We start from the raw sequence: 12,385 nt of genomic DNA, 5'->3' as shown, positions 1-12,385 counted from the left end.
GAACGATTATACAAATTCACCATTTTTAATGAACACTATACAAGACTATATCTAACGGTTTAAAACCTTAAAAGGTACTATTCCTTGATAGTTTTTTGACTCCTATTAATCTTTAAATTGATAATTAGTAAAGTTAAAGCTGAGGTTTTTTGTTCTCTCGCACTTCAAAAGAGGTATTAAGAAAATATTACATTAACCCGTTGTGCATTTTGATAAAATTTCGTCAATTCGAATGAATTTTACGATTGAAAATGAGTAAAATTTGTATCGAGAATAGAGTTTTTATTCTAAACAAGTTCTCGATACAATTTTTCGTACCTCAAAACCACTCTAACAGCCGTTTGTTTATATTTTTGAATCCAAAATGCACAATGTGTTGCATTAATGAAAATGTAGTAGAATATGTAAAAATTTTAAAAACAGTACTCCTAACGATACTGAAGTATTGAAAAAAAAGTAACTCGTTTATTATGAATAAGTTATATTGTAGCGAGAACGAGAATTGAACTCATGATTATGAACCGAAGATGTCTGAGTGTTGTGTGTTTTATTTTAAGTAATTTATATATTTAGGAGTATTTCAAAACTATCCTTTTCTATCTTTTTTGATACTCCAAAATAGTACTCTAGTATGAGTGAATTATTTTGAAAATTGAGCACATCGATTTTGATTGTTATTATCATTAATTTACAAAATAAATAAGACAAAACTATAAAAACTACTCTATTACCACAAAATTGAAAAAATCTAGCCACAGTCCAAACTGTAAAAAAACACCATTTTTACAGTAAAATTTTCTGGGCACTAAGAATATCTCAAAATCAGGCATCGATCCAAGAATTACAGACACTGAGTTTTCACTTTTTAGTAAACTAAAGTTTTATGTAGTAATACGTATGTAAAACAGAACCCAAATCTTATACTTCCAAGATTGAATGCTTAGCTTCATGCTTAGTAGTCTGTGAGTTAAGTCATTAAATAAAATCAATAGTTCATAATTACCTTACATAAAAAATAGTATAAATTGTTTTTTATTAAATAAAAACTTACAAAAAATCACAAAAAAATAAATTAAAATATTATATTCGTAATGTTAAGTTTATAAAAATATACACTTTTAGTATTCTCTTTTTTAACAAATATTTATGAAAATAGCAGTGTATATCACATCGCAGAGAATTTTATAGAATAAACAAAGCAACCCCGCAATTGTACAATTTTTGTCGAGAGCACAAAAGCAGGGTCCATTTAATGATAAGTTAATAAATTAACAAACCATATGTGTATGTCAGAACTCTATTTTTCTAAAAATAAAGTCATTTACTTTCGAAAAGTAATACAAATAAAAGTCCATGTAAAAATATATCTATTATTATCGATAATGAACACATTATTATCGATGAAAAGATTAAAATACAATGGGCTCTTTTGTTTTTTTACAAAAAATCTGAGAGTTTCTTTATCCTCAAAATATTTTCTTAATAAACAGTTAAAGTCTATTTAGTAATTGTAGTCTAAATAGACTTTATCTGTTTTTCTTTTTTTACACGGAAAGTAAAATATCTCCTTAAATTTTAATTTTTTAACCTAAATAACCGCAAGAATATGAAAAAAACAACTTTTTTAAAAAAACTATTGTGTGTTGGTATTACCTTCTTTGGTATTGCATCACTAATGGCACAAAGTCCAGGAGGAGTCTCCGCAGAACTTACAGTTTGGTTCAAAGCAGATGCTAGCGTTTTTAGTGACGCAGGAACGCTACTAGCAACAGATGGAAATGACAACGTTCAAGAATGGCATGACCAATCAGGAAATGCAGCTTTTGTAGCGAATCAACTAGGACAAACGACATCTGGTAACAAACCCTCTTATTTCGCTAATCATATTAATTTTAATCCAACTATATTTTTTGAAGGAAATAATGATAATCTAAATACGGCTGGTTCTTTTGACTCCAATCTCCTTCGAGGAACAGAAGCAAGTACTGCAACTATATATGCCGTGGTTAATAGAGATGCTGGAACACTTGGAAGACGTGTATTTGAACATGGAAGCCTATCAAATAGATCTGTGCTTTTCGATAATCAATCTGCCATTGGTCAAAGTGGATCTACACCATATACAACTGATGTAAGTTCAGAAACTGTGATTTTATCTACAGTTCGAGATGGCTTTTCAGGTACATCCGTATTCAATTATATAAACGGACTACCTAATGGAACTGGAAATGCAACAAATAATAGTCATGGAGATAGTAGACTATTTATTGGTCGCGCAAGCGGAGGTACAGATGATTGGATAGGTGATATTTCTGAAGTCATATTCTATGCGGAAGCGCATACTGACGCTCAAAGACAAAAAGTAGAGTCTTACCTATCTCTCAAATACGGTTTAACACTTAACCAAAATATAGCTAATAATTATGTAGCTAGTGATGACTCGGTAATTTGGACTGCCGCTACCAATGCAAGTTATGACCACGATATTACTGGAATAGGTCGAGATGATAATTCAGGTCTAAACCAAAAACAATCGAAAAGTAACAACTTAGATACTTTTGTCACTATAGGTAATGGATCTGCATTATCTGCAGATAATGCTACAAACCCAAATTCTTTCAGCTCCGACTTAAGCTTTTTAACTTGGAGTAACAACGATGAAAACTTTGGGTTTCAAACAAATGTAGATGGCTTAACCAATGTACTTTCCATGAATCGTATTTGGAAAGTGGAAGAAAAAGGTACTGTAGGTACAGTAGTTATAAGCGTTCCTCAATTTACAGTTAACTCAAATATTCCTAGAATAATTCGAAGTACCGATACAACTTTTGACAGTACAGATACTATTATCACTATGACCGATGATGGGAATGGGAACTATGTAGCAACTCTCGATTTTAATACTGGAGATTTCTTCACCTTTGCCCGAAACAACGTTTTTTCTGGAGATGCCGATAGTGATGGTTTACCAGATTATGTAGAATGTTCAGCCTCTGTAATCTCTATACTTGGAGGAAGTATAGATGAAATTAGAACTTGGGAAGGAATCGGAAATGGATCTATCGTTACCAATCCAAAAATTACTGCCGTAACCAATGAAAATTTTGGGGAAAATAATTCCAAACGTACTGATGTGGGTGATGTCAATGGAGATGGCTTTGACGATGTTGTTGCTGTACTTGGTAACGGAGCTACTGGAGGTCCAGCAATTCGTGTCTGGTTATCCAATGGTAATGGAACATATCCAACTGCACCAATAGAAACAGGACTATCAGGTTCAGATAATAATTTTGGAGGTACTGGAACAGAAATTACTCGTATTGGTGATATCAATGGAGATGGTTTTGCTGATGTAGTATCAATACTTGGTTCTTCGCAAGCAGATGGACCAAGAATAAATGTATATTTCTCCAATGGAGATGGTAGCTTCAATCCTAATTCCACTGATACTACAGGATTACTAGAAGTTAATTTTGGTAGAAATGGTACAGAATTTACAGAATTGGCAGATGCAGATGGTGATGGACGACTTGACGTTGTCTCTATATTAGGAAGTGCATCTTCTGGAAATCCATCAAGCAGCTTAGTATACAAAGGAAAATCTGACGGTACATTTGAAATCAATCCAATAATAACCTCTTTAAATAATGTTGATTTTGGTCAAGATGGCAATGAAGCTACGATGGTAGGCGATGTCAATTTTGATGGTATTGGCGATATTGTCGCAGCACTTAGTGGGCCAAATGAAATTAGGGTTTGGCTAGGTGTTGGCTTAGGGATATTTGAAGCAGATCCAATAATAACTTCTGTATCTAATGAAAATTTTGGAGTATCTAGTACCGAGGCAACATCGCTTCGAGATATCAATGGAGATGGTTTTAGTGATGTGGTCTCTGCGTTAGGTACTGCTCAACCAGAAAACGGAGCGGTAAAAGTTTTCTTATCTAACGGTGATGGAACTTTTGCCAATTTACCTGTGACTTCAGACGCTTTGAATAACGTAGATTTTGGACAGAGTGGATCCGAAATGACACATATCGCACTCATAGGGTCGGATTTTGATCTAGATGGAGTTGCAAACTGTAATGATGTCGATTCAGATAATGATGGTATTCTTGATTCAGTAGAAGTGGGTGGAGATCCTTTGAATCCTCTTGATACAGATGGAGATGGAAAATATAATTTTCTTGACTTAGATTCTGATGGAGACGGAATTCCCGATAACGTAGAAGCGCAGGCAACAGGATCATATATCGCACCTTCTAATATGTATGATACAAATGGTTTGGATATGAATTACTCAGGAGGACTTACTCCTGTAAATACAGATTCACAACCAGATGGTGCTGATTATATTGATACAAATAGTGACGATGATACAACCGATGACATAGATGAAGCTGGTATTACATTAACTCCAGCAGATGCAGATGCAGATGGACTTGACGACAGCGTGGATGATAATACAGCTATCTACGGATCCATTAATGCAGGTATTACTAATATTCTTTCGGAATATGCTAACAATGGAGCAGAAGTTAATTGGAGAGTTGTTGATGAAACAACAGTTTCTAACGCAGCCTTAGCAGAAGTCTTGGAAGATTCAGATTCTACAGGTGGTGCTAATAACGCAAATACAGTTGCAGTAACAGCAGCTCAACTAGACGATATTATTGGAATAACAGGAGTTATTCCTGCTAATGAAGCAGCTTATCAAGCAGCAATTGCAGCAGAAACAGGATTTAGTAATCCGCCAACAGTGATGCAAGTACAAGCTATTATTGATGCTGTAAATACAGAAGTTGCTACCTTGGCAGAAGTCTTAGAAGATTCTGCTTCTGTTGGAGGCGCTAATAACGCAAATACAGTTGCAGTAACAGCAGCTCAATTAGTAGCAATTACAGGAATAACAGGAGTTATTCCAGCTAATGAAACTGGTTATCAAGCAGCAATTGCAGCAGAAACAGGATTTAGTAATCCGCCAACAGTGATGCAAGTACAAGCTATTATTGATGCTGTAAATGCAGAAGTTACTGCCTTAGCAGAAGTCCTAGAAGATTCAGATTCTACAGGAGGCGCTAATAACGCAAATACAGTTCCTGTAACAGCAGCTCAACTGAACGATATTACTGGAATAACAGGAGTTGACCCAGCTAATGAAGCAGCTTATCAAGCTGCAATTGCAACAGAAACAGGATTTAGTAATCCTCCAACAGTGATGCAAGTACAAGCTATTATTGATACTGTAAATGCAGCAACAATAGCTTCTAATGCAGCGTTAGCAGAAGTTCTAGAAGATTCAGATTCTACAGGTGGTGCTAATAACGCAAATACTGTTCCTGTAACAGCAACTCAATTGGACGATATTATTGGAATAACAGGGGTTGTTCCAGCTAATGAAGCTGGTTATCAAGCAGCAATTGCGGCAGAAACAGGGTTTAGTAATCCTCCAACAGTGATGCAAGTACAAGCTATTATTGATGCTGTAAATGCAGCAGCAATAGCTTCTAATGCAGCGTTAGCAGAAGTTCTTGAAGATTCAGATTCTACAGGAGGCGCTAATAACGCAAATACAGTTCCTGTAACAGCAGCTCAACTGAACGATATTACTGGAATAACAGGAGTTGACCCAGCTAATGAAGCAGCTTATCAAGCTGCAATTGCAACAGAAACAGGATTTAGTAATCCTCCAACAGTGATGCAAGTACAAGCTATTATTGATACTGTAAATGCAGCAACAATAGCTTCTAATGCAGCGTTAGCAGAAGTTCTAGAAGATTCAGATTCTACAGGTGGCGCTAATAATGCCAATACAGTTCCTGTAACAGCAGCTCAACTAGACGGTATTATTGGAATCACAGGAGTTGTTCCAGCTAATGAAGTAGCTTATCAAGCAGCAATTGCAACAGAGACAGGATTTAGCAATCCGCCAACAGTGATGCAAGTACAAGCTATTATTGATGCTGTAAATACAGCAGCAACAGCTTCTAATACAGCGTTAGCAGAAGTTCTTGAAGATTCAGATTCTACAGGAGGCGCTAATAATGCCAATACAGTTCCTGTAACAGTAGCTCAATTGGACGATATCACTGGAATAACAGGAGTTGACCCAGCTAATGAAGTAGCTTATCAAGCAGCAATTGCAACAGAAACAGGATTTAGTAATCCTCCAACAGTGATGCAAGTACAAGCTATTATTGATGCTGTAAATACAGCAGTAACAGCTTCTAACACAGCGTTAGCAGAAGTCCTAGAAGATTCAGATTCTACAGGAGGCGCTAATAACGCGAATACAGTTCCTGTAACAGCAGCTCAACTAGACGATATTACTGGAATCACAGGAATTGACCCAGCTAATGAAGCTGGCTATCAAGCAGCAATTGCAACAGAGACAGGGTTTAGTAATCCTCCAACAGTGATGCAAGTGCAAGCTATTATTGATGCTGTAAATACAGCAGTAACAGCTTCTAACACAGCGTTAGCAGAAGTTCTTGAAGATTCAGATTCTACAGGAGGCGCTAATAACGCGAATACAGTTCCTGTAACAGTAGCTCAATTGGACGATATTACTGGAATAACAGGAGTCATTCCTGCTAATGAAGCTGGCTATCAAGCAGCAATTGCGGCAGAAACAGGGTTTAGTAATCCTCCAACAGTGATGCAAGTACAAGCTATTATTGATGCTGTAAATACAGCAGTAACAGCTTCTAACACAGCGTTAGCAGAAGTCCTAGAAGATTCAGATTCTACAGGAGGCGCTAATAACGCGAATACAGTTCCTGTAACAGCAGCTCAACTAGACGATATTACTGGAATAACAGGAATTGACCCAGCTAATGAAGCAGCTTATCAAGCAGCAATTGCGGCAGAAACAGGATTTAGTAATCCTCCAACAGTGATGCAAGTGCAAGCTATTATTGATGCTGTAAATACAGCAGTAACAGCTTCTAACACAGCGTTAGCAGAAGTCTTAGAAGATTCAGATTCTACAGGAGGCGCTAATAATGCCAATACAGTTCCCGTAACAGCAGCTCAACTGGACGATATTACTGGAGTAACAGGAGTTATCCCTGCTAATGAAGCAACTTATCAAACAGCAATTGCGGCAGAAACAGGATTTAGTAATCCTCCAACAGTGATGCAAGTGCAAGCTATTATTGATGCTGTAAATATAGCAGTAATAGCTTCTAACGCAGCGTTAGCAGAAGTTCTAGAAGATTCAGATTCTACAGGAGGCGCTAATAATGCCAATACAGTTGCTGTAACAGCAGCTCAACTAGACGGTATTATTGGAATCACAGGAGTTATTCCTGCTAATGAAGCTGGCTATCAAACAGCAATTGCGGCAGAAACAGGATTTAGTAATCCTCCAACAGTGATGCAAGTACAAGCTATTATTGATGCTGTAAATGCAGCAGCTAATGTGGTATTAGCTATAAAAGTATATTTACAAGGTGCCGCTTTAAATCCAAATACAGGTGAAGAAACACTTATGCGAGATGATTTACGTGTAGCTGGATTCATTCCTACAAGAAGTCCTTATGTAGATATGATCTCTTGTGATGTTTCAATTTTTAATGTAACAGGAAATGATGCTATTGTGGATTGGGTTTTCATAGAAATCCGTGATGAAAATGATAATACTTCAGTGTTGTCTTCGCAATCAGCTTTAATACAACGTGATGGTGATATAGTTGCAACTGATGGTATTTCTAATCTATTATTTAATGTGTCAGCTGGAAATTATTACATCGTTATAAAACATCGTAATCACTTAGGTATTATGTCTTCAACTGCAATAACACTAGGTACTACAGTTACAATAGTTGATTTTACAGACGCTTCCAATCAAATTACTTTTGGAAGTAATGCGCAAACAATCTTTGGAATGTCTTCTGGTATAGTTGCTATGTGGACTGGTAATGTAAATGATGATACTGTAGTTCAATATTCAGGAACTAGTCCTGATACACCTAGTATTCTTTCAGCTGCCCTAAACGATTCAGGAAACTTCCTAAATTTACCAACTTATGAAGTAAGTGGATATACCAAATTTGATGTCGACATGAGTGGAAAAGCACAGTATTCTGGAACAAATCCAGATTCACCTTTCATTTTACAAAATGCACTGGCACATCCTGGAAATTTCTTAAACTTTAGTACATACCAAATAGAAGAACAATTACCTCTAAACAACTAAAAACGATTCAAAAATATAAACTCATGAAAAAACTAATATCACATTTAGTAATCGTAGTAATCATTTACTGCTTTTCAAATCAAATACAAGCACAAGAAGGATATACCTATACGTTGGTGCATCTTGGAGGATATGACTTTACAATACAAGCTGTTCCTAATGCAAGCTCTAATAACTTTGCTACCTCTGTACAGAGTTATGGATTTACAATCATTTTACCAGATGGAGCTACTGCAACGATAACTTCTTCGTTAGGTAGTGCTGCTGATCAAAATTTTTTTGATGGAAATGAAGTTGGAATGCCAACTATTGATGGATATTTGTATACAGAAACATTAGGAAGTCCAATTTCATTGTCTGCTCCTTCTACAGGAATAAATATTAATATGTTAAGCTTTACAGTAGGCGGAAACCCTACCAATGGAGAACTTAAAATATTAGAAAATAATGATCCTTTAGCAACTAATGTAACTCCTTTAAAGAGTTTCATGTCTGCTGATATGGTTGATGATTCAATGGCTATTTTCGCTTCTGTAGTAGATGAAAATGCTGCCGCTGTATCTGGAACAAGTAATTTTAGTTTTGCGACATTAAGTACTCCTGAAGTAACATTAAATCAACTTTCAATATATCCAAACCCTGTAGCAGATGTTGTAACTATTTCTAGTCCAGAAATTTCTTTGATGAAAGCTGAAATCTTTAATATTGGAGGTCAATTGGTCCTTACAAAAGATAGTGATTTAAATAGTATAAAAGTGAATCATTTACAAAGTGGAATTTACTTTGTAAAAGTATATACTGAAAAAGCGCATAAGACAATTAAAATCGTTAAACAGTAAAGGAAATCAATAATACTTAAAGTAGTTGTTTGTATTGGTCAGGATTAAAACTGATACAAGAATAACTACTCTACGTTTAACAAAATGTAGATAAGATAACTCTATTATTAAAATGGAAGAAATCGTCTAAAAAGTAATTTTTAGGCGATTTTTCTTTTAGTTATAATTTGAAGATCAACCATCGTTTTCACTAATAAAACTTAAAAGTGTCAAAAGAAAAAAACGAAATTAGTTTACAGGATTAAATATAAGCCTTCGGCAAATTACTTATTGTAATCATAAAAATAGGTAATATAATTTTTCATATCTCTAATTATATAAAATACAAACCTAAACCTTAGACATCCAAGACCGGATACTTATGTATATTCTATTTCCAGAAAGGAATATTACAATTGATGTTTTAAAAGATAACCTATCTAGAGGTTTTAGTCATTTTTATAAACAATTAAACACGGGAAAGGAGTTACAATTCAAGCATTTACGAATAGCATATCTAACGTATTTAGCAATGACAATGAAAGAAGATACAGGTTTTTTATCTTCTCATACATCAAAAGAGGTGTTAAGAAGGCATTATATTAATGAAAATGTGGTATTAAAAGCCATGTGAGATGTTGAAATATTTAAGAAAAGATAGTAACCCCGAGGTCTTACCTTAAAGTTCTCTCTTGTAAAAGCCTGATTAAGTGATTTGTAGAATGAGTAAAAAAGAACAAAACAATACTCCTAAACGTACTGGAGTATTGAAAATGAAGTTGTTTAAAACGAAATAAACCACTCATTATGAGTGGGTTATGTAGTATCGAGATCGGGAATTGAACCCGAGACCTCCGGGTTATGAACATGTAAGCGAAAATAAATAATAATTGATTTCCAGAGACTTACAATTTTTTAACCACCATATTTTAGATAAAGTATACTCGTTTTAAAAACCACTTTTGTGTTATAATTATTCAAATATAATAAAAATAAATTATAAGAAAAATCGTATATTATAAAAATATTTTAATGACTGTTTTCGTATAAATATTATGAAATATATAGAGGCTATACTAACTACTTTCTGTGGTGGTTTTCTAGGAATTTTATGTGTTTATTTAGGATACAATAATCCTTATTCTGCAATGATAAGTGCTGGATTAGGAAGTTGTACTGGAATTTTAATTTCTAGTTTGATATCAAAACATAAAAATAAAATACTAAATACACTTACAATTGCATATTTTTCAATAGTAATAATACTTTCGATATCTTATTTTCTATCTAATATCAAATACTTAAATGAGATAAGTTTCTTATTTTTGGATTATATATTTGGAGAAAAATCTCATAATTATGTTAAGTTGTATATTTTTTCATTTATTGGTTCTTCTTTAGTCTTTTTAGTTGATGGTGTAATGAAATACTATTTTGAGGATGAAACTCATCGAAAAACAATTATAGCTAACCTAAAAGAAAATTGGTTCTCTTATATCCCAGGTTCATTATTATTTTCAATTATATTTTCTTTTATACTGTATTTTTTTATTTTGAATAGAATAATTTCTACTATCCCAAATAACTGGTTTGATAATGAAATTGATAAAACTCATGTTTCTGGACTTATAATAATGAGTGCTTATATTTCGTGGATGGGGGTTAGTTTATTTAAAGAAACATATAATCACTATTCAATAAAATGAATATAGATTAGAAATCGGATTCTAATAGCATTATGCTTCTTCCCTAAAAAGGCAACAACACTTCCAATTCTCGATTTAAATAAAAAATAGCTGAGTTTGGCACTTTGTACTGTACCATAATCACTTTAAAAGCTTCATCAAGGGTTTCTGAAACGATAGCAACATAACTATCTTCTTTTTGTGGTTTTCTATATTTAAACCAATATGCGTTCTTAGAAGTCATATAAAGGGGATTTTACAATACAAAAAAACACTCAAAATAGTTGTGATACAATTAATTTGAGTGTTTTGTACTGCAAAGACGGGAACATGAAATAATTACTGTAATTTCTAATACTAGTATTCTTCCAATTCAAAGGTCCCTTTAAAGTCTTTATTCAGTTTGTAGATAGTGAGTCCAAATAAACTCCAATGCTATAATCCGTTTATTACTTAAGAAAATTTTTTGTCAATATTTGGGTTTACAATAACACTCATTAATTCCCATTGATGACCACCAACAAAACCACTATAATTGATTCTTGTAAAAATAGGTGCAAACTTACCTTTTTCGTTTTCTACAAAGCGAACACTAGCTATCAATTTTGAAGCTGTGTTTTTTTCTAAATAGATTGTAGCTGATTTGGATGAATTGGTTTTTAAAGTTTCACTGTAATCAAATTTGTAAGTATTCTTAAGTTCTTTTTCTTTAGAACTTAAAATTCCAGAAACACCTAAAACTAGTATAATAATGATAGGATTACAATATATGTTGTTGAATAGTTTTTTCCTTTTAGTAAATAGTATTAACGCCAAAGCTAAAACAAGATTACAAAAACGACATAATTATAAATGGCTTACAGTTTTGTATAATTATCACCTTTCTTTAAGATCAAAGATTTATTATTGGCAACTCTAAATTTAGTTTGAATCGTTATTTTTTCTCCGCTTATTTTAATAACAAAAACTTCAAGATGTAAATGCGGATTTTCAGAAAACCCTGTATTTCCACTAAGCCCAACCTTTTCTCCTTTCTTTACAGTATCACCTACTTTTAAATGTGTACCGTTAAATTGCAAGTGTGCGTATTCAGCAATTGTTCCGTCTTTATGGGTTATCCAAATATAGTTAGCTTCATTTACACATTTTTTTGTAGGACAACCAGTATTTGAATCTTTTTTAATCTTTATAACAGTTCCTGCTCTAATTGCATGTATTGGAGTTCCTTCTGGCATTATGAAATCTAAGCTATACTTTTTTTGATGGCTAAATTTCCCGAAATAGCCTTGTGTTATTTTAAAAGCACTACCTATATCATACGGTAGATCATACACAAAACTTCTATTTGGTTTTGCTTTAACATTTCCAGTTACATAAGTGTAATTAGTACCACAATTCCATTTTTTATTTTTCAAAGGAATCATATCGTATAACTCAATTTCGCTATTTGGAGGTAACACTACAGTTACAGGAAGCTTTTTGCTAGGCTTACAACCTGTTCCGCTTATTTTAAATATTGCGGAATATACAATAGAAGTATTGTTTTTTCCGAAAACTTTTGCTCTACCATCTACATTTTTAGTAAATGATTCTACAGGTTGTTTTTCTTGTGCCGAAACAACCAAACTAAAAATTACAGCAAATACATATAAGTACGATTTCATAGTTTATCCTTTATAAAA

At 33.6% G+C, this 12,385-nt stretch carries 7 protein-coding genes; 4 read left to right on the top strand and 3 right to left on the bottom strand.

Annotated features, from left to right (window positions below; translation table 11 throughout):
• Positions 1–1,606: 1,606 nt before the first annotated feature.
• The 4 genes from ACQ654_RS05515 to ACQ654_RS05500 all read left to right on the top strand — a co-directional run bounded on the left by ACQ654_RS05515 (position 1,607) and on the right by ACQ654_RS05500 (position 10,724).
• Positions 1,607–8,200, top strand: coding sequence for a beta strand repeat-containing protein (locus ACQ654_RS05515; RefSeq protein ID WP_430409327.1), 6,594 nt, complete (start codon positions 1,607–1,609; stop codon positions 8,198–8,200).
• Positions 8,201–8,223: 23 nt separating this feature from the next.
• Complete coding sequence (locus ACQ654_RS05510; protein ID WP_430409326.1) at positions 8,224–9,039, top strand: T9SS type A sorting domain-containing protein; 816 nt, start codon at positions 8,224–8,226, stop codon at positions 9,037–9,039.
• A gap of 361 nt (positions 9,040–9,400) precedes the next feature.
• On the top strand, positions 9,401–9,652 hold the full coding sequence (locus tag ACQ654_RS05505) for a hypothetical protein (RefSeq protein WP_430409325.1): 252 nt from the start codon (positions 9,401–9,403) through the stop codon (positions 9,650–9,652).
• 421 nt (positions 9,653–10,073) lie between these two features.
• The gene (locus ACQ654_RS05500; RefSeq protein WP_430409324.1) at positions 10,074–10,724 is read left to right on the top strand and encodes a hypothetical protein; all 651 of its coding nucleotides are present in this window, start codon (positions 10,074–10,076) and stop codon (positions 10,722–10,724) included.
• 43 nt (positions 10,725–10,767) lie between these two features.
• On the opposite strand, the gene ACQ654_RS05495 is transcribed toward ACQ654_RS05500, so the two are convergent.
• The 3 genes from ACQ654_RS05495 to ACQ654_RS05485 form a co-directional block, all read right to left on the bottom strand.
• A complete protein-coding gene (locus ACQ654_RS05495; protein ID WP_430409323.1) occupies positions 10,768–10,947 on the bottom strand; it encodes a hypothetical protein in 180 nt (59 codons plus the stop codon).
• A 209-nt stretch (positions 10,948–11,156) separates the two neighbouring features.
• Positions 11,157–11,519 (bottom strand): hypothetical protein, encoded by a 363-nt coding sequence (locus ACQ654_RS05490; protein WP_430409322.1) that lies wholly within the window; start codon positions 11,517–11,519, stop codon positions 11,157–11,159.
• Positions 11,520–11,560: 41 nt separating this feature from the next.
• A complete protein-coding gene (locus tag ACQ654_RS05485; protein WP_430409321.1) occupies positions 11,561–12,367 on the bottom strand; it encodes a M23 family metallopeptidase in 807 nt (268 codons plus the stop codon).
• Between the last annotated feature and the right edge of the window lie 18 nt (positions 12,368–12,385).

It is taken from the genome of Kordia sp., from assembly GCF_965283645.1.
Classification (GTDB): domain Bacteria; phylum Bacteroidota; class Bacteroidia; order Flavobacteriales; family Flavobacteriaceae; genus Kordia.
This window is presented reverse-complemented; position numbering and strand designations above follow the sequence as displayed.

Coding starts and splice junctions, on each gene's coding strand:
- ACQ654_RS05515 (WP_430409327.1), top strand. CDS start 1,607: ATGAAAAAAACAACTTTTTTAAAAAAACTATTGTGTGTTGGTATTACC.
- ACQ654_RS05510 (WP_430409326.1), top strand. CDS start 8,224: ATGAAAAAACTAATATCACATTTAGTAATCGTAGTAATCATTTACTGC.
- ACQ654_RS05505 (WP_430409325.1), top strand. CDS start 9,401: ATGTATATTCTATTTCCAGAAAGGAATATTACAATTGATGTTTTAAAA.
- ACQ654_RS05500 (WP_430409324.1), top strand. CDS start 10,074: ATGAAATATATAGAGGCTATACTAACTACTTTCTGTGGTGGTTTTCTA.
- ACQ654_RS05495 (WP_430409323.1), bottom strand. CDS start 10,947: ATGACTTCTAAGAACGCATATTGGTTTAAATATAGAAAACCACAAAAA.
- ACQ654_RS05485 (WP_430409321.1), bottom strand. CDS start 12,367: ATGAAATCGTACTTATATGTATTTGCTGTAATTTTTAGTTTGGTTGTT.